The sequence below is a fragment of the Stenotrophomonas sp. 22LJNL06-5-1 genome, from assembly GCF_056861455.1.
The window spans coordinates 316,494-341,674 of the sequence record NZ_JBSPUE010000004.1; the positions used below are offsets into that span (position 1 = coordinate 316,494).

At 65.2% G+C, this 25,181-nt stretch carries 19 protein-coding genes; 8 read left to right on the forward strand and 11 right to left on the reverse strand.

What is annotated here, in order from left to right; all coding sequences use genetic code 11:
• Window positions 1–11: 11 nt before the first annotated feature.
• The 9 genes from exbB to dnaA all read right to left on the reverse strand — a co-directional run bounded on the left by exbB (window position 12) and on the right by dnaA (window position 12,161).
• Window positions 12–773 carry a TonB-system energizer ExbB gene (exbB, locus tag AC13GF_RS11660; RefSeq protein WP_004132614.1) on the reverse strand — a complete coding sequence of 254 codons (762 nt, stop codon included), beginning with the start codon at window positions 771–773 and terminating at the stop codon, window positions 12–14.
• A gap of 95 nt (window positions 774–868) precedes the next feature.
• Window positions 869–1,537, reverse strand: a complete 669-nt coding sequence (locus tag AC13GF_RS11665; protein WP_049399022.1) for an energy transducer TonB — start codon at window positions 1,535–1,537, stop codon at window positions 869–871.
• 143 nt (window positions 1,538–1,680) lie between these two features.
• Window positions 1,681–2,868 (reverse strand): tetratricopeptide repeat protein, encoded by a 1,188-nt coding sequence (locus AC13GF_RS11670; protein WP_483004704.1) that lies wholly within the window; start codon window positions 2,866–2,868, stop codon window positions 1,681–1,683.
• Window positions 2,869–3,000: 132 nt separating this feature from the next.
• Window positions 3,001–3,807 (reverse strand): M48 family metallopeptidase, encoded by an 807-nt coding sequence (locus tag AC13GF_RS11675; RefSeq protein WP_483004705.1) that lies wholly within the window; start codon window positions 3,805–3,807, stop codon window positions 3,001–3,003.
• Window positions 3,808–3,878: 71 nt separating this feature from the next.
• Complete coding sequence (locus tag AC13GF_RS11680; RefSeq protein WP_483004706.1) at window positions 3,879–4,724, reverse strand: CPBP family intramembrane glutamic endopeptidase; 846 nt, start codon at window positions 4,722–4,724, stop codon at window positions 3,879–3,881.
• 67 nt (window positions 4,725–4,791) lie between these two features.
• The gene (gene gyrB / locus AC13GF_RS11685; RefSeq protein ID WP_483004707.1) at window positions 4,792–7,251 is read right to left on the reverse strand and encodes a DNA topoisomerase (ATP-hydrolyzing) subunit B; all 2,460 of its coding nucleotides are present in this window, start codon (window positions 7,249–7,251) and stop codon (window positions 4,792–4,794) included.
• Between the two features lie 112 nt (window positions 7,252–7,363).
• Entirely contained in the window at window positions 7,364–8,458 is a 1,095-nt protein-coding gene (gene recF, locus AC13GF_RS11690; protein WP_126929271.1) for a DNA replication/repair protein RecF, read from the reverse strand.
• Between the two features lie 995 nt (window positions 8,459–9,453).
• A complete protein-coding gene (gene dnaN / locus AC13GF_RS11695) occupies window positions 9,454–10,554 on the reverse strand; it encodes a DNA polymerase III subunit beta (RefSeq protein ID WP_005411731.1) in 1,101 nt (366 codons plus the stop codon).
• A gap of 275 nt (window positions 10,555–10,829) precedes the next feature.
• Window positions 10,830–12,161, reverse strand: a complete 1,332-nt coding sequence (dnaA, locus tag AC13GF_RS11700) for a chromosomal replication initiator protein DnaA (RefSeq protein ID WP_057495961.1) — start codon at window positions 12,159–12,161, stop codon at window positions 10,830–10,832.
• Between the two features lie 255 nt (window positions 12,162–12,416).
• Between dnaA and rpmH the strand changes: the two genes are divergently transcribed.
• The 6 genes from rpmH to AC13GF_RS11730 all read left to right on the forward strand — a co-directional run bounded on the left by rpmH (window position 12,417) and on the right by AC13GF_RS11730 (window position 20,326).
• The gene (gene rpmH, locus AC13GF_RS11705) at window positions 12,417–12,557 is read left to right on the forward strand and encodes a 50S ribosomal protein L34 (RefSeq protein WP_005411729.1); all 141 of its coding nucleotides are present in this window, start codon (window positions 12,417–12,419) and stop codon (window positions 12,555–12,557) included.
• A gap of 5 nt (window positions 12,558–12,562) precedes the next feature.
• On the forward strand, window positions 12,563–13,057 hold the full coding sequence (gene rnpA, locus AC13GF_RS11710; RefSeq protein WP_021203275.1) for a ribonuclease P protein component: 495 nt from the start codon (window positions 12,563–12,565) through the stop codon (window positions 13,055–13,057).
• Window positions 13,057–14,772 (forward strand): membrane protein insertase YidC, encoded by a 1,716-nt coding sequence (gene yidC, locus AC13GF_RS11715; protein WP_212561487.1) that lies wholly within the window; start codon window positions 13,057–13,059, stop codon window positions 14,770–14,772. Before rnpA ends, yidC begins: the two co-directional genes overlap by 1 nt.
• A 150-nt stretch (window positions 14,773–14,922) precedes the next feature.
• Window positions 14,923–17,595: a polysaccharide deacetylase family protein gene (locus AC13GF_RS11720; RefSeq protein WP_483004708.1), complete on the forward strand. Its 2,673-nt coding sequence runs from the start codon at window positions 14,923–14,925 to the stop codon at window positions 17,593–17,595.
• Between the two features lie 3 nt (window positions 17,596–17,598).
• Window positions 17,599–18,948 carry a tRNA uridine-5-carboxymethylaminomethyl(34) synthesis GTPase MnmE gene (mnmE, locus tag AC13GF_RS11725; RefSeq protein ID WP_483004709.1) on the forward strand — a complete coding sequence of 450 codons (1,350 nt, stop codon included), beginning with the start codon at window positions 17,599–17,601 and terminating at the stop codon, window positions 18,946–18,948.
• A gap of 271 nt (window positions 18,949–19,219) precedes the next feature.
• Window positions 19,220–20,326, forward strand: a complete 1,107-nt coding sequence (locus AC13GF_RS11730) for a glycerophosphodiester phosphodiesterase (protein ID WP_483004710.1) — start codon at window positions 19,220–19,222, stop codon at window positions 20,324–20,326.
• Window positions 20,327–20,419: 93 nt separating this feature from the next.
• On the opposite strand, the gene AC13GF_RS11735 is transcribed toward AC13GF_RS11730, so the two are convergent.
• Both AC13GF_RS11735 and AC13GF_RS11740 read right to left on the reverse strand, forming a co-directional pair.
• Window positions 20,420–21,190 carry a rhomboid family intramembrane serine protease gene (locus AC13GF_RS11735; protein ID WP_483004711.1) on the reverse strand — a complete coding sequence of 257 codons (771 nt, stop codon included), beginning with the start codon at window positions 21,188–21,190 and terminating at the stop codon, window positions 20,420–20,422.
• 106 nt (window positions 21,191–21,296) lie between these two features.
• The gene (locus AC13GF_RS11740; protein ID WP_049447414.1) at window positions 21,297–22,259 is read right to left on the reverse strand and encodes a TerC family protein; all 963 of its coding nucleotides are present in this window, start codon (window positions 22,257–22,259) and stop codon (window positions 21,297–21,299) included.
• A gap of 351 nt (window positions 22,260–22,610) precedes the next feature.
• Between AC13GF_RS11740 and AC13GF_RS11745 the strand changes: the two genes are divergently transcribed.
• The gene (locus AC13GF_RS11745) at window positions 22,611–23,780 is read left to right on the forward strand and encodes a class I SAM-dependent rRNA methyltransferase (RefSeq protein WP_049436108.1); all 1,170 of its coding nucleotides are present in this window, start codon (window positions 22,611–22,613) and stop codon (window positions 23,778–23,780) included.
• Window positions 23,781–23,904: 124 nt separating this feature from the next.
• The gene (locus AC13GF_RS11750) at window positions 23,905–25,146 is read left to right on the forward strand and encodes a dipeptidase (protein WP_483004712.1); all 1,242 of its coding nucleotides are present in this window, start codon (window positions 23,905–23,907) and stop codon (window positions 25,144–25,146) included.
• The last annotated feature ends 35 nt before the right edge of the window (window positions 25,147–25,181 follow it).

Here is a 25,181-nt window from a genome sequence, read left to right on the forward strand (position 1 = left end):
GCGCGTCGCAATTAGCGGACGCGCGAACCGGTGGCGAAGAAGTCGTGCAGGTCGTGCGCGAAGGTATCGAACTTGCTGATGGTCGCGCTGTTGATCTTGCTGAAGAAGTTGAAGGCGAACACGGCCGGGATCGCGACGAACAGACCGATCGCGGTCATGATCAGCGCTTCACCCACCGGGCCTGCAACGGCGTCGATCGAAGCGGAGCCGGTGGCACCGATCTTGATCAGCGCGCCGTAGATGCCCCACACGGTACCGAGCAGACCGACGAACGGAGCGGTCGCGCCGACGGTAGCCAGCAGGGTCATGCCCGACTGCAGCTTGTTGCTTTCGCGGGTCACAGCCTGACGCAGAGCGCGGTCGACGAACTCCGAACGGCTCAGGTTCTCACCCACGCCGCCGGTGGCGCCGCCTTCAGCGCGCTGGTGGTGGGCAGCCGCCTGGGCAGCGTCCAGGGCGATCTTGGAGAACGGCTCGGAAGCCGGCTGTTCTTCCATCGCACGGATGGCGTCCTGCGCGTTCGGGGTGTCCCAGAACAGGCTGACGACGCGATCAGCGGCGCTCTTCAGGCGGGTGGCGCGGAAGATGTTGATGACGGTCCAGTACCAGGACATGGCCGACATGACGACCAGGGTCAGCAGCACGACCCAGGAAACCGCGAAATCACCCGGCTTGGTGGTCATTTCGTGGATCAGGTGCTCGAAGCCCATCTGCGACAGGGCGTTGGACGGATTGCCCCCGGCAGCAGCGGCGATGAAAATTTCCTGCAGCATGACGCTTACCTTTGTTGTGTGTGGTGATAAAGGGTGTAGCTAAGCTAAACAATCGAACTGGGAGCGGGGGGTGGCCGGGCGGCCACCCGGACGCATCAGTTCAGCGCAAAGTTGACCGGGACGCGAACGCGACCTGCCGCCTTCTTACCGCCAGATTCAGCGGCGTTGAAGCGCCACTTGCGAGCTGCTTCCATCGCAGCACGGTCCAGGTCGCGGTTACGGCTGGACTTTTCCACCGTGACATTGGTGACGTTGCCGCTGGCATCGACATCAATGATCAGGATCACTTCGCCCTGGATACCCGCGCGGAAGGCTGCCGGCGGGTAGCGCGGCGGATTCATTGCCTTCGACGAGATGTCCACGCTGGCCTCGATCGAGGTCGGCGGAGCCGGCGGCGACGGAGGCGACGGCGGGGTGACGATATCGCTCGGGCGCGGTTCCGGCACGTCCACGACCGGCGCCTGCGGCGGCGGCGGGACCGGCGACGGCTTCGGCGGCGACAGATTCTTCACCGGCGGCGGCGGAGTATCCGTCGGCGGCGGCGGCGGCGGCGGCGGGGGCGGCGGCGGCGGGGCGTCGACGATGGTCACCATGACGTTGCGCTCCTTCTCAGCCACGGCCTTGGGAGCCACGGCGGGGATCAGGAGCATCATGAACGCGGCCAGATGCAGGGCAATTACAAACGCGATGCCGACGATGCGAGGCCAGCTCAGCCCCTTGTCATCGGGTTGTTCGTACCGGTGAACGACTAGTTGTTCCGTCATGCGCCAAGAGCTCAATAGTGGGGCCGGGATGCCGGGGGCGGAATCCCTGATCAGCGGTGCATGACACCGCAGGAACCTCCAAGCTTATACCAATCCTGAGCGCCTGCGCATCAACTGTGCAGGCATTCAGGCGTTATTCCTACTTACTTCAGGTTGATGATTTTTTTGGCATCAGCCTGGTTCTTCACACCCTTCGCCAGCGCCTGCTGGGCGGCCTGCTTGGCCTCCGGGATGCGACCTTCGGCATGCAGGACGCGTGCCAGGTTCAGGTAGGTCTCACCGTCCTTGGACAGAGGGGCAGCCTTCTGCCACGCATCGATCGCCTGCGGCACCTGGTCGGAGTAGTAGTAGGACTGGGCCAGCGCCAGGTAGACCTGGTAGTCCGGCTTCAGGATGCCCTTCTGCAACCCTTCGTTGATGACCGCGATGACGTCCTTTTCCTTGTGTTCGGTGTTGGCATAGATCGAGTACAGCTGCTTGTACTCGCGCTCTTCGGTGAGCTGGCCGCTGCTGCGCAGCTTGTCCATCACCGCGGCAGCCTTCTCCATCTGATCGGCCTGCATGTACATGCTGGCCAGGTTCAGCTGGGCCTTCTTGTCGTTCGGGTTCTTGGCGGCCAGTGCCTCGGCTTCCTTCACCGCTTCACCGGACTGGCCGGCTTCGGAGAGGGCCGCCATCAGCAGCTGGTTCCAGTTGTCCTTCGGTTCGGTGGCGCCGGCGATGGCCTGCTTCAGCACCGGGATCGCTTCCTGGTAGCGCTCCAGCTGGTACAGCGCCTGGCCCTTGGCGATCAGTTCTTCCGGCTTGGTCGACTTGCTCTCGGCGAAGTACTTGTCCAGGGTCGCCAGGCCTTCGGCGGTCTGGTCTTCCTGCAGCTGCAGCTGGCCCAGCATCAGCATCGACTGGAAGTGGCCGTTGTTGTCCAGGCCGTTGAACTGCAGGACCTGCTTCAGGTAGGCAACGGCAGCCGGGGTGTCGTCGGTCTGGTAGGCGGCCTGCGAGGCCAGCTGCGCGGCCAGCGACTTGTCGTACTCGTTCGCGGCGCTGTCAGCCAGGATCGCGTCGGCCTGCGTGCGCGTCTCCGGGAACTTTTCCTTGTTGTAGCTGTCGATCATCTTCTGCAGCTTGCTGCCCAGCTTGGCCGATGCCTTGACGCTCGGCTCCTCACGGGTCGCGTTCGGGTACAGCGCTTCGGCCTTGGCCTGCTTGCCGCCGCGGTTGCCACGCTCGGAGGAACGCGAGGACTGCGCGAAGGCATCGGTGACCACGGCGCCGGTCAGGGCGGTCGCGACGAGGACGGAAAGTACAGCTTTGTGGTTACGGAAAATCATCGTTCACCTCGATCGAACCGCCGGATAGCGGCAAAGTCGGACTGTCAGAAAAATCTGAGCCGCCAAACGTATCAGAAACAGATGGCGTGAGAAATCGTTTTATGTGCTGCAATACAGCATAGAAATGCGCACTCATCCGCACTTTGGCCGCAGCCCGGCCGCCTGCGCCTGCTGATAGACCGGCGTCAGCCCCGGTGCATCGCGTCGCAGTTCCTGGATACGGTTGGCTGGATCGGGGTGGGTGGACAGCCATTGCGGGCTGCGACCGCCACTGGCGGCCATCATGTTCTGCCACAGATCGACCGCCTGCGCCGGGTTGAAACCGGCCTGTGCCATCAGTCGCTGGCCGATCACGTCGGCCTCGCTTTCCTGGGTGCGTGAACCGGGCAACAGGAAAGCGGTCTGCGCGCCCATGCCACCGAGCTGGTTGACGGTGCTGGCAGCGCCTTCACCGTAGGCCGCGCCAGCCAGCGCGCCGAGCACGGCCAGCCCGGTCTGCGCACCCATCTGCCGGGTGATGCGCTCTTCGTGGTGGCGGGCGATGACGTGGCCGATTTCATGGCCGATTACGGCAGCCAGCTGATCCTGGTTCTTGGCGACGGTGAAGATGCCGGTGTTCACACCGACCTTGCCGCCGGGCAGGGCGAAGGCGTTGGGCTCCTTGTCGACGAACACGGCCGTCTCCCACCGTACGCCACGGTACTGAGGTGGCAACTGCGCGACCAGGGCGTTGACCACGCACTGCACGTAACCGTTCTGGCGGCCGTCGGTGCTGATCTTTTCCTTCTGCTTGGTTTCGGCGAACGCCTGTGCGCCGAGCTGGTGCAGCTGCGCCTGCGACACCCCGCCCACCATCTGCCGGCGACCGGTAGGGGAGGTCGTGGTCGCGCAGGCGCTGACCAGGGTGGTGATGACAAGGGCCAGCAGCAGTTGTTTCATGGATCCACCCCCGTGTTCATATGCGCAGTGTGTAGCGTAGCGGCTTAATCTTTCGTCAAGCGGACACGGCGTTACGTTGCCCCGAAGAACACAAGCGCGGCAAGCGCCACACCGTTGTTCAGCGCGTGCGCGGTGATCGCGGCCCAGAGCGTGCCGGTGCGCTGGTACAACCAGCAGAACGCGGCACCCATGCCGCCGTAGACCAGCCACAGCTGCGCGATTTCGGCCGGGCCGTTGGCACTGGTGCCAGGGATTTCATGGATCAGGGCGAAAGCAAGGCTGCTCAGTACCACGCCCAGCCACGGGCGCCCGGCCTTCCACAGGCGGCCAAACAGCACGCGGCGGAACAGCAGCTCCTCGTAGGCCGGTGCCAGCACCACCGCGAACAGCACCAGGAACAAGGGAAAGCGCGCGATCGCGCTCTGCATCAGCGCCAGGTTGGTGGGGACCGGCTCGATGCCGAACTGCTTGGCCAGGAAGGCGATGCCATTGCTGCCGAGCACGATCAGGGTCGCCACCAGCAGGGTCCAGCCCCAGGTTGAGGGACGGCGCAGCGCCTGGCGCGACGCGTGGCGCTCGGCGGCGTTGGCCGGCCGTCGCCAGAAGTACAGCAGCAACGCGGCACCGCCGGTGGCAAACAGCGCCATGAGAATCTGCGCAAGCGCGCCGGGCTGACCCAGTGACGCCGCTACCGAACTGGCGTCGGGTGCGCCAGCGCCGGCCTGCGCGTTCGCGTAACCGACCATCACGCCACGGTACAGGCCCCACAGCAGGCCGCTGATCAGGCTCAGGCCGAACAGGGTGACAGCCGCGATACCCAGGTCGATGAAGAACCCCGCCAACGGCGAAACGGCACGCGGCGCGGCAGAAGCCGGCGGAACCGGGGGCGGAGCGGAAACCGGGGCGGATGCGGACATCAGGTACCTGTGTTCAAGAGTCGAAGGCCGGCGCGCCTCCCCGCGCACCGGCCGTGTCCCGATTGTGTCAGATATCCAGGTTTGCGACCTTCAGCGCGTTGTCTTCGATGAAGTCGCGACGCGGTTCGACGACATCGCCCATCAGCGTGCTGAAGATCTGGTCGGCAGCGACAGCGTCTTCGATGCGCACCTGCAGCAGTCGACGGGTTTCCGGATTCACCGTGGTGTCCCACAGCTGCTCCGGATTCATTTCACCCAGGCCCTTGAATCGCTGGATCTGGCGGCCGCGCTTGGCCTCCTCGAGCAGCCAGTTCTGTGCCTTGGCAAAGCTGTCGACTTCGATCGACTTGGCACCGCGGGAAATGGTCGCGCCTTCGCGGACCAGACCGTGCAGCAGCTTCGAGGCCTGGTGGATCGCGCGCAGTTCGCCGCTTTCGAAGGCCGACATCGGCAGCACCTGGATGTGCTGTTCGCCCATGTGGCGACGGGTCAGCAGCACAGCGGCCGGGCGCTCGTCGTTGGCTTCCTGCAGTTCCAGCGTGAAACGCGGGCTGCCCAGGCTGCCCTGGTTGAGGCGCTTGGCCAGTGCATCCAGGCCCTCGCCTTCGCCGGCAGCGCGCAGGCTGTCCAGGTCCATCGGTACGAAGTCGACCAGCGCTTCAAGCAGGTTGCGGTCGTAGCGGTGTGCGTTGCGCTCGATCGAATCCAGCGCGGCCGCGTAGGCCAGCAGCAGCTTCTCCAGCGCAAGGCCTTCGATGCCGGGCTCGCCGGTGGCCGGCACCAGTGCAGCGTTTTCCACTGCGCTGCTGGCCAGGTAGCTGTCCAGCGCCGGGTCATCCTTCAGGTAAAGCTCCTGCTTGCCCTGCTTGATCTTGTACAGCGGCGGCAGGCCGATGTAGACGTAACCGCGCTCGATCAGCTCCGGCATCTGACGGTAGAAGAACGTCAGCAGCAGGGTGCGGATGTGGGCGCCGTCGACGTCGGCGTCGGTCATGATGATGATCTTGTGGTAACGCAGCTTGTCCGGGTTGTACTCGTCACGGCCGATGCCGGTGCCCAGCGCGGTGATCAGCGTACCGACCTGGTCGGAAGACAGCATGCGGTCGAAGCGTGCGCGTTCCACGTTGAGGATCTTGCCGCGCAGCGGCAGCACCGCCTGGTTCTTGCGGTTGCGGCCCTGCTTGGCCGAGCCACCTGCCGAGTCACCCTCGACGATGAACAGTTCGGACAGCGCCGGATCCTTTTCCTGGCAGTCGGCCAGCTTGCCCGGCAGGCCGGCGATATCCAGTGCACCCTTGCGGCGGGTCAGGTCGCGGGCCTTGCGCGCGGCTTCACGTGCACGTGCGGCATCGACGATCTTGCCGGCGATCGCCTTGGCTTCGTTCGGGTTTTCCTGCAGGAACTCTTCCAGGCGCGCACCGAAGGCGTTTTCCACCGCCGGACGCACGTCGGAGCTGACCAGCTTTTCCTTGGTCTGGCTGGAGAAGCTCGGATCCGGCACCTTCACCGACAGCACCGCGATCATGCCTTCGCGCATGTCGTCGCCGGTCAGGTTGATCTTGGCCTGCTTGGCGATGCCGTTCTGCTCGATGTAGTTGTTGAGCACGCGGGTCAGCGCACCGCGGAAACCGGCCAGGTGGGTACCGCCGTCCTTCTGCGGAATGTTGTTGGTGAAGCAGTACATCGTCTCCTGGTAGGAGTCGGTCCACTGCAGCGCCACGTCCACGACGATGCCGTTGTGCTCGCCGGTGACCGAGATGACGTTCGGGTGCAGCGGGGTCTTCAGCTGGGCCAGATGCTCCACGAAGCTGCGGATGCCGCCTTCGTAGTGGAAGTCATCGCGACGGCCATCGCCACGCTCGTCGGCAAGGACGATCTTGACGCCGGAGTTCAGGAACGACAGCTCGCGCAGGCGGCGGGCCAGGATGTCGTAGTGGAATTCCACGTTGTCGTGGAAGGCGACGGTGGACGGCCAGAAGCGCACGGTGGTACCGCGCTTGGTGGTGGCTTCCAGCTTGGCCAGCGCGGTCACGGCTGCGCCGTTGCTGAATTCCTGCTGGTAGTGGGAGCCGTTCTGGAACACGTCCACCAGCAGCTTCTGCGACAGCGCGTTGACCACGCTGACGCCGACGCCGTGCAGGCCGCCCGAAACCTTGTAGCTGTTGTCGTCGAACTTGCCGCCTGCATGCAGGACGGTCATCACCACTTCGGCGGCGGAGACTTCCCGGCCGAGCTTGGCGCTCATCTGCTCGTGCTTGCCGGTGGGAATGCCGCGACCGTTGTCGGACACCGAGACCGAGCCGTCGGCGTGGATCGTCACCGCAACGTGGTCGGCGTGGCCGGCCAGCGCTTCGTCGATCGAGTTGTCGACGACCTCGAACACCATGTGGTGCAGACCGGTACCGTCATGCACGTCGCCGATGTACATGCCGGGACGCTTGCGGACAGCCTCCAGGCCTTCCAGGGCGGTAATGCTGTTGGCGTCGTAATTGCCGTTGTTTGCCGGGGTGTTCTGTTCGTCGCTCATTGCGCTTGCCGTAGGCTCCGCAGGTCGGCCACCGCTTGGGGCGATGTGCCGAGAATGAAAGGATTCCAACCCGAATTATACCAGCCGGGGTCGAGCGGCCCTGGTGTGCCCACTATGGCACAGCCACGATCTGTGCATGTTCCACGTGGAACCGGGCGATGTGGGTCAGTTCCTGCAGCGCCGCCGGGGTTTCGGTGGCGGTAATGAAGATCTGTGCCGGTCCGTTGAGCAGGCGCTCCAGTACCCGCGCCTGATGGGTGCGATCCAGCTCCGAGGCCAGATCGTCCAACGCGATCACCGGCCATTCGCCTCGCTGTTCCGCATAGTCCTCGGCCTGTGCCAGCAGGCACGCCAATGCCGTCAGCTTGGCCTGGCCGCGGGACAGCGCATCACGCCCCGGGATGCTGTGGAAATCCACACTCCAGTCCGCCCGGTGCGGGCCGACCGAGGTATACCCGGCCTGCCGGTCACGTTCCCGGGCCAGAAGCAGGGCATCGGCCAAGGGAAGCTCATGCCGCCGCCAACCGGGGCTCAGTTCCAATCCCTGGATACCCAGTTGCGGAGCCAGGCTGGCGGCCAAGGCCACCGTGCGCTGCTGCAGACGCTCCAGGTAGTGCTGGCGGCGGCTGGTCAGCGGTTCCCCGGCCTCGGCCAGCTCGTGATCCCAGGTATCGAGCATCCGCGACGGCCCCCCCTGCTTGAGCAGGGCATTGCGCTGCTTCAGCGCCCGGGAGTAGCGGCGCCACAGGGATAGAAAATCCGGTTCCACGTGGAACAAGCCCCAATCGAGGAAGCGGCGGCGGGGTTCGCCACCGCCACTGACCAGTGCATGGCTCCCGGGTTCGAACGTCACCACGGCCAGCGCTGCGCAGAGATTGCCCAGCTGCGCGACATCTTCACCGTCCAATCGCCCCTTCCAGTCCTGGCCACTGTGGCGCAGCCCGGCCTTTCGGCGGTGCGGCGGGTGATTGGCACGCTGTTCGTCCCATTCCACGAAGATTTCCAGCGCTTCCTGGCCCTGGCGCACCAGACCGTCGCGAACCCGGCCACGGAAGCTGCGCCCGTAGGCCATCAGGTGCAGGGCTTCGAGCACGCTGGTCTTGCCGGCACCGTTGTCGCCGGTCAGCAGGTTCAATCCCGGCTGGGGCGACAGGTCCACCGCACTGAAACGACGCAGTTGATGCAAGGCGAGGCGGCGGATCTGCATGGGGCGCGAAAGACCATCCGCACAAGGCGGTAGAGGGGCAGGGAATCCATCAGCTTACTGCATCGGTCAAGCCAGCCGTGCCGTGCCAGACATCGCCACTGTGCTGAAGCCTCCGCCTGGCAACCCTACGCGTGTTCCACGTGGTGGCGCTCCCTCACCTGGGCTCGCCTGGGTCTGGATATGCCCGGGAATCCTTGAATTCTGAGCGGCGGCGCAGGGTACAGGCCCTCAGATTTCAGCGATTTCAGCCTCATTCCGCGGGCATCGCCAGGCGCCCCCGCGGTGGATTGCGCGAACTCCGCGCAGATTTCTTGAAATCTACGATGCGATGCCCTGGAGGGTTCCACAGATTTCAAAGAATTCGAGGCGGTCGTTTCACGCTGTCCACAGCCGGTCTGTATGACTTATACACAAGGTATGGGCAAACTGTGGATAAAAAAGCCCTTTTGCCCGGCCTTGGAAACTATCCACAGGTTCCCCCCCAGCCTGAGGGGCCTCTATACAGGGGGTTTCAGATGCATAAATCTTTTAAAAATCAATTAGATAATGTATTTTTCCACGAAATCTGGCCCTACCATCACCACCATGCTTTAGATTTATACCCAGATTTAGAAGCTAGGCTAGCCCTGATTCGGCCCCAACCAAGCCTGTGGACAGTGACGTCTGCAGATGAAGCAACCGCAGCGTTGCGGCCCGCGATCTGCTTGATGCATCCGGCCTGTTCGAGGTAAATGAAATCAGGTCTGAAGACCCAGTACCGCCTACTCGATCGAAGGTGGCTGGACAGCGCCCAAGCAAGCAACCTGGGCTCCAATCGCTCAGGACAATTGCATCGGGAGGCTAGCCAGGATCAATCGGCAGCCAGCAATCTCGGGGAAGCCGTTCACACAGACGTGGAGATCTGGCGATCCCGATGCTCCACGTGGAACCTGCAAAAAAAAAACGCCCGGGAAGATCCCGGGCGTCCTTCGGTTCCACGTGGAACAGCACAGCTGTCAGAGACGCAGCGGCATCACCACGTGGCGCGACTTCTCGCTGCTGGATTCACGCACCAGCGCCGAGGAGTTGGAATCGCGCAGCTGGATGATCACTTCCTCGTCGCGCAGGGCGGAGAGGGCATCCAGCAGGTAGTTCACGTTGAAGCCGATGGCCAGATCGCTGACCGTGGTGTCGGCCTCGATCTCTTCCTGGGCTTCTTCCTGTTCCGGGTTGTGCGCACTGATCTTCAGGTTGCCCGGCGAGACTTCCACACGGATACCGCGGTACTTCTCGTTGGACAGGATCGCGGCGCGCTGCAGGGAGGCACGCAGTGCTTCACGATCAACCTTCACTTCGCGGTCGGCACCGATCGGGATCACCGCTTCGTAATCCGGGAAACGGCCGTCGATCAGCTTCGAGGTGAAGGTGACATCGTCGCGCTTGACGCGGACGTGGCTGCGGCCGACTTCCAGCTCGATCTCGCGATCGCCGCTCTCCAGCAGGCGCTGCAGTTCGGTCACGCCCTTGCGCGGCACGATGATCTGGCGCTTGGAACCGCTGGGCTTGGCCAGGTCGGTTTCACACAGGGCCAGGCGGTGGCCGTCGGTGGCAACGGTACGCAGGGCATCACCGCGCAGGTCGAACAGCAGGCCGTTGAGGTAGTAGCGCACGTCCTGCTGGGCCATCGCGAACGCAGTGCGCTCGATCAGCTCCTTCAGGGTCGCTTCGCCGATGGCCACGCGCTCGGTGGCTTCCACTTCGTCCACCGACGGGAAGTCGTTGGAGGGCAGGGTCGCCAGGGTGAAGCGGCTGCGGCCAGCCTGCACGGTGATCTTGTCACCGGTCTGCGAGACGGTGATCCGGCTGCCGTCGGGCAGGGCACGGATGATCTCGAACAGCTTGCGGGCGGGGATGGTGGTTTCGCCGTCCTGGGCATCTTCAACCGCGATCCGCGACACCATCTCCACTTCCAGGTCGGTACCGGTCAGCGACAGCTGGCCGTTCTGCACCTGGACCAGGAAATTGGCCAGAACCGGAAGGGTCTGGCGGCGTTCGACCACGTTGACGACCTGTGCCAACGGCTTGAGAAAGGCTTCGCGCTGCAGTGTGAAACGCATGTGGTTCCGTGCCCCTATGCTTTAAAAAATGTGGAATAAATCAAAAGCTTGGTGGTGCTGGTAGAGACAGAATCGCTGGAAAACAACGCTAAGTCTTTGTAAATAAAAGAATTTCAGACCTCGAAACCCTCTGTATTACCGCCCCCCAGGGGGTGGGGAAAGCTGTGGATAAATCCGACGCGATTTCAGACGCCTTTTTTATCCACAACGTGTCCCGCGCTTGCTACCGGATTCTGCACCGTTTTGTGCGATGACGCCTCATCGGCATCCGTGCATCATTCGCTCAGCTTCCGGATCAGCTTGTCCCAGTCCTCGCGGAGCTTGCCGTCGGTTTCCATCAGGGTGCGGATCTGGCGGCAGGCATGCAGCACCGTGGTGTGATCGCGACCGGCAAAGGCGTCGCCGATCTCGGGCAGGCTGTGCTCGGTCAGTTCCTTGGTCAGGGCCATGGCGACCTGGCGGGGGCGGGCCAGCGAGCGGGTCCGACGCTTCGACAGCAGATCCTTGATCTGCAGGCCGTAGTAGTCGGCAACGGTTTTCTGGATGTTGGGAATGCTGATCGCCTGCTGCTGGGCGCGCAGCAGGTCGCGCAGGGTTTCCTGGGCGAATTCGGTGGTGATCGCGCGGCCGGTGAAATTGGCGCGGGCGGTCAGGGTATTGAGCGCACCTTCGAGGTCGCGCACGTTGGAGCGCATCTTCTTGGCGATCAGGAACGCAACATCATCGGGAATCTCGGCACCGCGTTCGCGTGCCTTGGCCAGCACGATCGCGGCGCGGGTCTCGAAGTCCGGCGGTTCGATCGCGACCGACAGGCCCCAGGCAAGCCGCGACTTCAGGCGCGCTTCCAGGCCTTCGACCTCGCGCGGATAGCGGTCGCAGGTCAGGATGATCTGCTGCTTGCCATCGAACAACGCGTTGAAGGTGTGGAAGAACTCTTCCTGCGTGCGATCCTTGCCGGCGAAGAACTGGATGTCATCGATCAGCAGCGCGTCCACCTGCTGGAACTGGCGCTTGAACTGATCCATGGTCTTTTCCTGCAGGGCCCGGATCATCGCGCTGAAGAACTGTTCCGAACGCAGGTACAGCACCTTCGCGCCCGGATTGGCCTGGCGCATGGCGTTGCCGGCGGCGAACATCAGGTGGGTCTTGCCCAGGCCGGTGCCTCCGTACAGCAGCAGCGGGTTGTGCGCGCGGTCGCCCGGCTTCTGCGCTGCCTGGAAGGCAGCGGCCAGGCCCAGCTGGTTGCTGCGGCCTTCGACGAAGTTGGCGAACGTGTAGTGATTGTCCAGGTTGCCGGCGAACGGCACCTGCGGTTCGCTGGACACCTGCGCCGACGGCGTGGAAACCGGCGCGTTCTGCGCCTCCACGGGACGCGGGCGCGAGCCGATTTCAAGAAAAACGTCGCTGAAACCGGCGAAATGCGCCAGCAGTTCGCGGATCCGGGCCAGGTACAGCTCGCGGACCTGGTCGACGATGAAGGCATTCGGTGCATACAGCACCAGGCTGTCCACGCGCAGATCGGCCTGCAGTGGCTTCAACCAGGTATGAACGTCTTCCGGCGGGAACTCCGCTTCGAGGCGCTCGAGACTACGGGACCAAGCATCCATCAGCAATAATCGTCCGGTGGCCGGGGCATGGACGCGACAAGGCGCCCAAACACAGGCCGGAAAGGGGGGAAATGGATGGCTCAGACTACCACCGAGCGCCCGCCTTCGGAATGCTTGTCCCCTACTTATTCACAAAAACATCCACAGCTATTGCACAGCCCAGTGAATTCGCGTAGCTGACAGGGGTTGACTTGGGGCGGGGTACCTCTCTAGAATTTCCGGTTCTTTCCGTCCCATTCATACGAGAGGCCCCCAATGGCCACGAAGCGCACCTACCAGCCCAGCAACCTCAAGCGTAAGCGCGACCACGGCTTCCGTGCCCGTATGAAGACCGCTGACGGCCGCAAGATCCTGTCGCGTCGCCGCGCCAAGGGCCGCAAAGTCCTGAGCGCCTGATTGCCATGCCGCACATCGCGGCAGACGCAATCCCTTCGACAGTGAATACTGCAGACCCGCGCAAGCGATTCCCTCGCTCTGCGCGGGTTCGCACGCGTGCCGAATACTCAACGGTCTTCAACGGCGCCCGCCGTGTGTCCGATCCGCTGATGACCCTGCACTGGCTGCCGGCTGACCGGCCGGCCAGGCTGGGTCTGGCGGTTTCCCGCAAGGTTGATCCGAACGCCGTCGGGCGTAACCGGATCAAGCGCGTCCTGCGCGACATCCTGCGTCAGACACGTACCGACATCCAGCCAGGCGACTTTGTCGTCGTGGCTCGTAGTGCTGCGCGTTCCGCCAGCAACGACGAGATCCGCCAGGCCTTCCTGCGCCTGCTGCGTCGCCTGCGTGCATTGCCCACGCCGGGCGTGGACGGCACAATGCCGCCGCCTGATGGCATCGCAACTCCTTCTTTGACCGAGCCGGCATCGCGTCCCGGCCCCGCCGAGCCTGTCCGCTGATGAACCAGACCCGCGTATTCCTCATTTTTGCCTGGCTGATGGTGGCCGTGCTGCTGTGGATGGAGTGGAGCCGTGAAAAGGCTGCTCCGACCCCGGCACCGACGACCACGTCGGCCCCGGCCGCCGCACAGAGCGTTCCGGGCGCAACCCCGGGCGCCATCCCCAGCGCCCAGGTTCCGGGTGCGCCCGGCCAGGCCGCCGCGCAGGCGCAGGCCAGCGCCACCCCGGCCAGCCAGCGCGTGACCGTCACCACCGACGTCCTGCGCCTGGTGCTCGATGGCGGCCGCGTGCTCGACGCCGAGCTGCTGCAGTTCCCGCAGACCAAGGACGAAGGCAGCCCGCCGGTCCGCCTGCTGACCGAAGACCCCGCGCACCCGTACAGCGCGATCAGTGGCTGGGCCAGCGAAGACAAGAACACCCCGGTCCCCGGCGCTGACGGCTTCAAGCTGGTCGGTGACACCAAGGACTTCGTGCTGGCCAAGGGCCAGAACGAGCTGCAGATCCCGTTCGTGTGGACCGCCGACAACGGCGTGACCATCAAGCGCACCCTGACCGTCTCGCGCAACGAGTACGCCGTGCGCTTCAAGGACGAAGTCAGCAACGCTGGCGCCGCCCCGTGGAACGGCTATGTCTACCGCACCCTGGACCGCACCCCGACCATCCTGTCGCGGAGCATGACCAACCCGGATTCCTTCAGCTTCAACGGTGCCACCTGGTACGACAACGACAAGAAGTACCAGCGTCGTGCGTTCAAGGACTACCTGGAAGACGGCACGCTGAACCAGAACATCACCGGCGGCTGGCTGGCGATGCTGCAGCACCACTTCTTCACCGCCTGGATCCCGCAGAAGGACCAGACCGCACACTACGTGCTGTCGCAGGTGGCCGGTCGTGACCTGATCGAAGCGCGTGGCCCGGCCTTCACCGTGGCCCCGGGCCAGTCCACCAGCACCGAAGCCCGCCTGTGGGTCGGCCCGAAGCTGGTCAACCTGATTGCCAAGGAAGACGTGCCGGGCCTGGACCGCGTGGTCGACTACAGCCGCTTCTCGATGATGGCGGTGATCGGCCAGGGCCTGTTCTGGGTGCTGAACCAGGTGCACAAGCTGGTCGGCAACTGGGGCTGGGCGATCGTCGGCCTGGTGGTGCTGCTGAAGCTGGTGCTGTACCCGCTGTCGGCGACCCAGTACAAGAGCGGCGCCAAGATGCGTCGCTTCCAGCCGCGCATCGCGCAGCTGAAGGAACGCTATGGCGATGACCGCCAGAAGTTCCAGACCGCGATGATGGAGCTGTACAAGAAGGAAAAGATCAATCCGATGGGCGGCTGCCTGCCGATCCTCATCCAGATGCCGATCTTCTTCGCCCTGTACTGGGTGCTGGTGGAATCGGTCGAACTGCGCCAGGCGCCCTGGTTCGGCTGGATCCAGGACCTGACCGCACGCGACCCGTACTTCATCCTGCCGGTGATCAACGTGGCGGTGATGTGGTTCACCCAGAAGCTGACCCCGGCACCGGGCATGGACCCGATGCAGCAGAAGATGATGCAGTTCATGCCGCTGGTATTCGGCGTCATGATGGCCTTCATGCCGTCCGGCCTGGTCCTGTACTGGGTGGTCAACGGTGGCCTGGGCCTGCTGCAGCAGTGGTGGATGACCAAGCGCCATGGCGGCGAGCCGGTTCCGGCCACCACCGCGCCGGCCCCGGTCAAAAAGAAGTAATCCGACCGGCAGGTCGCCGGCTTCGTAGAGTCGACCTTGGTCGACTGCCATTGAGCCCCGACCGACCCGCAAAAGCCCGCCGAAAGGCGGGCTTTTCGCATGCGGCGTTAGAATCGCCTGCACATCGTTCCTCCCACCTTCGAGTTCACCATGCCGCGTGCGTCGTCGTTCCGCCTGTTCCTGCCTTCGCTGTTGTTGACGCTGGTTGTTGCCGGCTGCGGCGACAAGGACGCGAAGGCGCCGGCGACCACGGTCACCCAGCCCAGCGCGCAGGCCGCGGCCGCCGCCGATCCCGCCGCCGCACCGTTGCTGGCGGCGCTGCAGAAGCAGCTCGACGGCTACCGCCGGATCATCGTGCTGCTGGCCGACGAGGACCAGCAGTCGGCTGCCGACCGCGGCACCTCCACGCGAGTGGGCCAGCAGCTGTTCCACGATGGCCTCGAGCAGCGCACGGCCATCGCCGCGCAGTTCGACACGCTGCTGCGCGGCTCCAGTCCGCAGCGCTTCGCCACCCTCGGCACCGTGCTGGACTACATCGAGTCGGCGCCGGAACTGTTCGACGCCGACCGCCTGGCCTTCCGCGAAGTGCTGCGTGACCTGCATGAGCGCGTCGGCACTGATTCGTCGCTGCCGGCGGTGAAGCTGCACCAGCGCATCGGCGAGGATCTGGAGGCGCTCGATGAAATCGAGCGCAACTACAACCAGGAACTGACCCGCATCTTCAGCCGCTTCGAGCGCACCCGCGCCATCGAGTTGAAGCGTGAGAAGTGGGACGACTACATCGCCCACCTGCACAAGGACTACAGCCGCGAAGCGATCCTGCGCGACTACGGCGTGATCGAGCCGTACCCGATGTCGATGAAGGACAGCGACCGCGAGATCTTCGGCCGAGACCTGCCGGTCAAGACCGTGGTGCTGACCTTCGACGATGGCCCGCACAAGGCCTATACCGATGAAGTGGTGGCCATCCTCAAGCGCTATGACGTGCCGGGCGTGTTCTTCGAAGTGGGCCGCAACCTGGGGAAGGTCGAGGCCGATGGCAAGGTCAGCCTTGGCCCGATGGCCAAGATCAGCCGCAACCTGATGGAAGAGGGCTATGCGGTCGGCAACCACAGCCTGACCCACGCCCAGCTGTCGCGCACCACCGGCGATGCGCTGCGCCAGCAGGTGCTCGACACCGACACGCTGCTGAAGGACGTGGACAGCAAGCGCGCGCCGCTGTTCCGCTTCCCGTACGGCGCGCGCAACGCCGAAGGCCTGCAGCTGCTCAACGAAGCCGGGCTGAAGTCGATCATGTGGAACATCGACTCGATGGACTGGGCCGACCCGGTACCGGAATCGATCGTGCAGCGCGTGCTCGACCAGGTGAACAAGGAACAGCGCGGCATCATCCTGTTCCACGACATCCACGATCGTGCGGTGAAGGCGCTGCCGCAGATCCTCGACCGGCTGATCGCCGATGGCTACCAGTTCGCTGGCTGGAACGGCCGTGACTTCACCGTCGCCCGTGCGCGCAAGGGCGATACCGGTGCCGCCACCGTTACTACCGGCTACGAGAAGTCCTGGGCGATCGTGGTCGGCATCGACAACTACGCCAAGTGGCCGAAGCTGGAGTACGCCAGCCACGACGCGCAGGCGGTCGCCGATACCCTGACCGGGCAATTCGGCTTCCCGTCCTCGCAGGTGATCGTGCTGAAGAACCAGCAGGCCACCCGCAACAACATCCTGGCCGCCTTCCACGACCGCCTGGCCGATGACCGCACCGGAAAGAACGACCGCGTGTTCGTGTTCTTCGCCGGCCATGGTGCCACCCGCCAGCTCGCCTCCGGGCGTGACCTCGGCTACATCATTCCGGTCGATTCGGATCCGAAGGAATTCGCCACTGACGCGATTGCGATGACCGACATCCAGAACATCGCCGAAAGCATGCAGGCCAAGCATGTGATGTTCGTGATGGATGCCTGCTACAGCGGCCTGGGCCTGACCCGTGGTGGCCCGTCGTCGTCGTCGTTCCTGCGCGAGAACGCCCGCCGCAGCGCGCGGCAGATGCTGACCGCCGGCGGTGCCGACCAGCAGGTGGCCGATGCCGGCCCGAACGGCCACTCGGTGTTCACCTGGGTGCTGCTGCAGGCATTGGCCGGCAAGGGCGACCTCAACGGCGATGGCCTGATCACCGGTACCGAACTGGCCGCCTACGTCGCGCCAGCGGTCTCGGCGGTCTCGCACCAGACCCCGGCCTTCGGCAGCCTGCCGGGATCGCAGGGTGGCGAGTTCGTGTTCCAGGTGCCGGACAGCCAGGAATTCCTCAATGCCGATACGCGCCAGCTGACTGCCGATGCGATCGCGCTGAACAACAAGGTGGATGCTGCCAGCGAAGCAAAGGGCAGTCAGGCGCCGGTGACCGTGGCCGACCTTCAGGGCGGCAAGGCCAAGCTGGTGGTGCCCACCGCCGGCCCGGCGTCCGACCGCCAGCGCGCGCAGCAGGCCAATGACCGTGGCCTGCAGCTGTACCGCGAGAAGCAGTACGACGAAGCGGTAGCCCAGTTCACCGAGGCGCTGAAGCTGCGTCCGGACTTCGCCCAGGCCGCCAACAACCTCGGCTTCGTCTACTACCGTCAGCAGCGCTATGCCGAAGCCGCGCGCTGGCTGGAGAACACGCTGAAGATCGACCCCTCGCGTGCCGTGGCCTATCTCAACCTGGGCGATGCCTACTTCAACGCCGGCGACAAGGCCAAGGCGAAGCAGGCCTACACCACCTACCTGGCGTTGCAGCCGCAGGGCAGTGGTGCCGCGCAGGCGCGCGCACAGCTGGAGAAACTCTGAGCCATGAACGACGCGATCCGCACCGACACCATCGTGGCCATCGCCAGCGCCCCTGGCGCCGGCGGTGTCGGCCTGCTGCGCCTGTCCGGCCCGCGTGCCGCGGCCATCGCCAACGCGCTGGGCGCGCCTGCACTGCGCCCGCGCCACGCGCACTATGCGCGGCTGCGCGATGCCGATGGCGAGGTCATCGACGATGGCATCGTGCTGTGGTTCCCGGCACCGAACAGCTTCACCGGCGAGGAAGTGGTGGAACTGCAGGGCCATGGCAGCCCGGTGCTGCTGCAGCAACTGGTCGCGCGCTGCATCGCGCTCGGTGCACGCCAGGCGCGGCCGGGTGAGTTCAGCGAACGGGCGTTCCTCAACGGCAAGCTCGACCTGGCCCAGGCCGAGGCCATCGCCGACCTGATCGCCGCGGGTGACAACCGCGCCGCGCGTGCGGCACGCCGTTCGCTGGATGGCGTGTTCTCGCGTCGCATCGACGCCGTGGTCGAGCAGCTGGTGCTGCTGCGCATCCACGTGGAAGCGGCCATCGACTTCGCCGACGAACCGCTGGATACCCTCGGTGGCGCGCAGGTGCGGCGTGGGCTGGAACAGGCGCGCAGCGATCTGGCCATTCTGCGCCGCGATGCCGAACGCGGCCGTCGCCTGCGCGATGGCCTGCACGCGGTGCTGATCGGTCCGCCGAATGCGGGCAAGAGTTCACTGCTCAACGCGCTGGCCGGTAGCGAACGCGCCATCGTCACCGACATCGCCGGTACCACCCGCGACACCCTGCGCGAGACCATCCGCCTGGACGGCCTGGAGCTGACCCTGGTCGACACCGCCGGCCTGCGCGACGGCGGTGACGCCATCGAACGCGAAGGCATGCGCCGCGCCCATGTGGAGATCGAGCGCACCGACCTGGCGCTGATCGTGCTGGACGCGCGCGATCCGGCGGCCGGTGAAGCGGCGCTGGGCGGGGCCGTGGCGGCGGTGCCGCACAAGGTCTACATCCACAACAAGTCGGACCTGCTGGAGGCGTTGCCAGCACTGGACGATCCGGACCGCGTGTTCGTCTCGGCTGCGACCGGCACCGGGCTCGACGATCTGCACGCGCGCCTGCGTTCGATCGCATCGGCCGGGGCAGGGGAGCAGGTGGACGGCGAGTTCTCCGCGCGCACGCGTCATGTGGACGCAATCGAGCGTGCGCAGGAACATGCGCAGCGCGCCGATGGCGAGCTGGCGCATGAGCGCCTGGAACTGGCTGCCGAGGAACTGCGGCTGGCGCATGACGCGCTGGGCGAGATCACCGGGCAGATGAGCGCCGATGATCTGCTGGGAAGGATCTTCTCCAGTTTCTGCATCGGCAAGTAAGCCTTGGTAGTGCCGGCCGCTGGCCGGCAACCCAGCCGAACGAGCTGCTCGGGGTCAGATCCCCGAAGGGGCTCTGACCCCGACATCCATCAACCGCGCGGCTCGCGCTCGGGTAGGTGCCAACCTTGGTTGGCACAGGGCGTCCGGGGCCATGGACGCCGGCTGGCAGAGCGCCGACCAAGGCCGGCGACTACCGAATCCATGGGGTCCCCCACCTGTCACATTGCCGCCTCATACTGACGCCCATCACATACCGCTTGGGGAAGTCGCAGTGAAGTCGTGGGGTTGTGCGTTGCTGTTGTCGCTGGCCGTGGCACCATCGGTGGCCATGAGTGCTGAATCCTCCACCCCGGCCGCGCACAAGGTGTCGGTCTATGGCCATCGCGGGGCGAGCGCGTTGCTGCCCGAGCACACCCTGGCCGCCTATGCGCAGGCGATTGCCGATGGCGCCGACTACATCGAGCCGGACCTGGTGATGACCAGGGACGGGGTGATGGTGGCCCGCCACGAGAACGAAATCAGCGGCACCACTGATGTGGCCTCGCATCCGGAGTTCGCCGGCCGCCGCACCACCAAGGTCATCGACGGGCAGAAGGTCGACGGCTGGTTCACCGAAGACTTCACCCTGGCCGAGCTGAAGACCCTGTACGCGCGCGAGCGCCTGCCGGAGCTGCGCAGCACCGCCTACGACGGTCAGTTCCGCATCGCCAGCCTGGACGAGATCCTGGCCTTCCTGGTGCAGCAGGCCGGGCGCGCCAACCGGGGCATCGGCCTGGTGCCGGAGATCAAGCACCCGACCTACTTCCAGTCGATCGGCTTGCCGATGGAAGACACGCTGCTGGCCGCACTGCGTGGCAATGCCTATACCAACGTGGGCCCGGTCACCATCCAGTCGTTCGAGACCGCCAACCTGCGCTACCTGCGCGGCAATATCCCGCGCGGCGGCAACATCCGCCTGCTGCAGCTGCTGTGGAAGGGCGACACCCAGCCAGCCGACATCGCCAAGGCCGGTGGCAAGCTGACCTACGCGCAGATGATGACCCCGGCCGGACTGAAGGACATCGCCAGCTACGCCGACAGCATCGGCCCGGAACTGCGCTCGATCATTCCGCTGGATGCCAAGGGCGCGCTGAGCACTCCGACCACGCTGGTACAGGACGCACATGCGGTGGGTCTGATGGTGATTCCGTACACCTTCCGCCCGGAGAACCACTTCCAGGCCAGCAACCTGCGCAAGGGTGCCGACAACGCGCGCAATGCCGAGGGTTCGATTGCCGAGATGCGTGCCTATCTGGCCACCGGCATCGATGCCTTCTTCACCGATGACCCGGCACTGGGCCGGCAGGCGGTGGATGGCATGGGCGCGGCAGGGAACTGATTCTCCCGGTAGTGCCGGCCGCTGGCCGGCAATCCGGAGATTCCCACCGAAGGTTCATGAGGTTGCCGGCCAGCGGCCGGCACTACCGTCACTTCAACCGCGGGGGTCTTCCGGCCGGCGGAACGGGATCACCACGTAGTCCTGGCCTTCGCGCGGCTGCCACAGCACCGGCACGCGCTGCGGTGACGGCGGCTCCAGCTCGTCGTCGGGCAAAGGTTCGATGTCTTCTTCTTCGTCTTCCCAGCTGTAGCGCGGGCGCGGCGGCAGCGGGTCGGCATTGCGGAACAGCAGCGCGGCGATGATGCCGGCGAAGGCGCCGCCCATGTGTGACTGCCAGGACACGCCGTCGGCGTGCGGCAGGATGGTCATCAGCATGCCGCCGTAGAACAGCATGCCGATCAGGCCGGTGGCAATCGCTGCACGGTCGCGGCGCAGCAGGCCCAGGCTGGCCAGCAGGAACATCAGGCCATGGGTCACACCGCTGGCGCCCAGGTGCACGCTGCCCGGATTGCCCAGCATCCAGGCGCCTATGCCCGAGCCCAGCCACAGCAGGGGCAGGGCACGCACGGTGGCTTTCGGGTAGACGCTGCCGGCCAGCGTGCCGAGGATCAGGATCGCGATGCTGTTGGCGACGATGTGCTCGACCGAGGCATGCAGCATCGGGCCGCCGATCAGGCCAAGCAGGCCCTTGGCTTCCAGCGGTGCGACCGCCCACGGTCGCCAGTCGAACGTGCCCTGCAGGGCGAACACGGCCACCAGCACCAGCACGGCGGCCAGGCTGACATTGAACGCCCGCAGGATGCGCGAGCGGTCATTGCGGGGGGCCGGCACGTCGCCAGCGGGCAGGGGCGCGTTGTTGTTCATACCTCAGCAATGGCGGTGGTTGGCGCGAAACCAAGGCCACCGCGGCGGGAGAGTGGAAACGGCCGGCGGGACAATCCCGCCGGCCGCGCCAACCAGCGGGTCAGGCTCAGGCCTGGCCTTCGCCTTCCTTCGGCGGGTACTTCAGGCTCAGCACCACGGTGGCGGCGATGATCACCGCGACCACGCCCAGCGACACCGGGGTCGGGATCTTGAACAGGTCGATGATCATCATCTTGATGCCGATGAAGCCCAGCACCAGCGCCAGCCCGTACGGCAGCAGGTGGAAGCGGTCGGCCATGCCGGCCAGCAGGAAGAACATCGCACGCAGGCCCAGCACCGCGAACACGTTGGAGGTGAGCACGATGAACGGGTCGGTGGTGATCGCGAAGATCGCCGGGATGCTGTCCACCGCGAAGATCACGTCGGTGACCGCGATCAGGATCAGCACCGCGAACAGCGGGGTGAACCAGCGCACGCCGTCGCGCTTTACGCTCAGCGCGTTGCCGGCGTAATCCGGCAGCAGGCGCAGGTGCTTGCGCATCCAGCGCAGGGCCGGGTTGGCCTCCAGGTCCGGCTCCTGGCCGGCGGCGAACCACATCTTCCAGCCGGTGAACAGCAGGAAGGCGCCGAACACGTAGAGCAGCCAATGGAACTGGGTGATCAGCACGCTGCCGGCGAAGATCATGATCGTACGCAGCACGATCGCGCCCAGGATGCCGATGATCAGCACCTTCTGGCGCTGTTCCTCCGGCACCGCGAAGTAGCTCATGATCATCAGGAAGACAAAGATGTTGTCGACCGCCAGCGCCTTCTCGACCAGGTAGCCGGTCAGGAACTCGAGGCCGACCTTGTTGGCCACCACCTGGCCCGCGGTCTCATTCAGGTAGTACCAGAGGCCCGCATTGAACAGCAGGGCCAGCGCGACCCAGCCGATGGACCACCACAGGGCCTCCTTGAAGGTGACCTTGTGCGGTCCACCATGGCGCATCAACACGAGGTCGACCAGCAGGGCGATGACCACCACCGCTGCGAAGCCGCCCCACAACCACACGTTACCGATCGTCTGCATTGGGAATGTCCGTTGGAAAGATGAATGCCAGGCCGGACGGCGAGGATCTGCAACGGAGGATCGGGAGGGGGATCCAGGGACAGAGCTTCGCCAGTACGGCGAAGGTCTCGCTCGCAGTTCCAGTCGGCTGGAACTGCCGTTGCACCGGAGCCTGCGGGCTCGAAATGACGGCGACAACGTCTGGGAGCTACTCCCCTTCTGCCGCCGATTCTGCGGCCTGGCCGGGCCGCCGTCAAATGCCGGATTGCCGGGGTCGGATCCCCGGAGGGGCTCCGACCCCTCGTCGTCGCCACACTGGGGTCAGAGCCCCCTTCGGGGATCTGACCCCGGTGCCCGGTTTACAATAGGTGGATGAATACCCCCCTTCCGATTGTCCGCCTCAAGAATGCGTGGCGTTCCAGCCACCCGTGGATCTTCCAGAAACTGGTCGAGAAGCCGACCGTCCGGCCCAAGCCCGGTTCCATCGTCGACGTGGTCGGCATCGATGGCGAGTTCATTGGCCGCGGGTTCTACAACGGGCACTCGCGCATTGCCGTGCGCATCCTTGAAACCGATCAGAACGTGCCGGTGGATGCCGGCTGGTTCTCGCGCAAGATCGCCCAGGCAGTGTCGCTGCGCCGTGAGGTGCTGAAGCTCGATGCGGTCTCCGACGCCTGGCGCGTGGTACACAGCGAAGGCGACGGCCTGTCCGGCCTGGTGGTGGATCGCTACGGCGACCTGGTGGTGGTCGAATTCTTCGCCGCCGGCATGTTCCGCCACCGCGAATGGATCTACGACGCCCTGCGCGAGCAGTTCCCGGGTTGCCGCTTCCACAGCTTCGCCGACGAACACGTGCAGAAGCAGGAAAGTTTCGACTTCCACGGCAACACCACCACCGAGGCGTCGGTGATCACCGAGTACGGCATCAAGTTCCGCGCCGACCCGGCCGGTGCGCACAAGACCGGCTTCTTCGCCGACCAGCGCGAGAACCGCGAGTGGCTGAGCCAGCAGGTGGAAGGCAAGAGCGTGCTGGACCTGTGCTGCAACACCGGCGGTTTCGCTGTGTACGCAGCAGCGCGCGGCGCATCGGACGTGGTCGGCATCGACATCGACGAGGACGTCATCCAGATTGCCAAGGGCAATTCGCGCCTGAACAACGTGCGTCCGAAGTTCGTCCAGTCCGACATCTTCCCGTGGCTGCGTGATGCCGCCAACCGCGGCGAGCAGTACGACGTGGTGATCCTGGATCCGGCGAAGATGACCCGCGACCGCGACCAGGTGATCACCGCGCTGAAGAAGTACCTGGACATGAACAAGCTGGCGCTGGGCGTGGTCAAGCCCGGTGGCCTGTTCGCCACGTTCTCCTGCACCGGCCTGGTGGCCGAGGACCAGTTCCTCGACATGCTGCGCCGCGCGGCCTATTTCTCCGGCCGCACGATTCAGATCCTGAAGGTGGCCGGCGCCGGTCCGGACCATCCGTTCATGGCCCATGTGCAGGAATCGCGTTACCTGAAGGCCGTGTTCTGCCGAGTGGTCGACTGATTTCCAGATGTAGAGTCGAGCGATGCTCGACTCGCGGTGCCTGATCAGTCGAGCACGCCTCGACTCTACAAATCTGCTGGCCGCAGCGCTATGGTCGGGCTCTTCCCATTGCCGGTGAGAGCCCATGCCATCGTTGCGCCACCTGTCCGTCGTGCTTGCCCTGGCGCTGTGCGCGCCGCTGTCGGCTCATGCCATCGAGTTCAGCGTACAGGAACTGGCCCGCGCCAAGGCCCTGCAGCAGCGCCTGGTCACGCTCGACAGCCACCTGGATACGCCGGCCAATTTCGGCCGAACCGGCTTCGACATCGAGCAGCGCCACGACCGCAACGCGCTTTCGCAGGTCGACTACCCGCGCATGGTCGAAGGTGCGCTGGACGGCGGTTTCTGGGCCATCTACACCGACCAGGGCGACCGTAGCCCCGCCGCGCACCTCGCGGAGCGTGACCATGGCCTGCAGCGGCTGCTGGAGATCCGCGAAATGCTGGCCGCCAATCCCGAGCGTTTCGCGCTGGCATTGACCGCCGATGACGCGGCGCGGATCAAGGCTGCCGGCAAGCGCGTGGTCTACATCAGCATGGAAAACGCCAGCCCGCTGGTGGAAGACCCCAGCCTGCTCTCGTTCTACCACCGTGCCGGCCTGCGCCTGCTCAGTACCGTGCACTTCGCCAACAACGAGTTCGCCGATTCGGCCACCGACCCCAAGGGGGCGGAGTGGAAGGGCCTGAGCCCGGCCGGCAAGGACCTGGTCCGGCAGGCGGTGAAGCTGGGCATCGTGATCGACCAGTCACATGCCTCGGATGCGGTGTTCGATGACCTGCTGGCGATGATGCCGGTGCCGTTCGTGCTGTCGCACAGCTCGGCCAAGGCGGTCTACGACCACCCGCGCAATCTGGATGACGCGCGCCTGCGCAAGCTGGCCAAGGCCGGCGGCGTGATCCAGGTGAACGCCTATGGTGGCTACCTGATCGACATCGCGAAGACGCCCGAGCGCAAGCAGGCCGAGGAAGCGCTGAGCAAGCAGCTGGGTGGCTGGGAAGGCATGGGCATCGAACAGGGCGTTGCCCTGCTGAAGGCCGAGCAGGCGCTGGACCACGAGCATCCGGTGCGCCATGCCAGCCTGGACGATTTCTTCGCCCACTTCGAGCACATCCTCAAGGTGGTCGGCCCCGAGCATGTGGGCATCGGCCTGGACTGGGATGGCGGCGGTGGCCTGAGCGACCTGCCCGATGTCAGCCAGCTGCCGAAGATCACCGCCTGGCTGCTGCGCAAGGGCTATACCGAGCAGCAGATTGCCGGCATCTGGGGCGGCAACCTGTTGCGGGTGATGCGCCAGGCGCAGGATTACGCCGCAAAGCAGGGCGGTTGACCACCCTGCGGTAGTGTCGGCCGCTGGCCGGCATT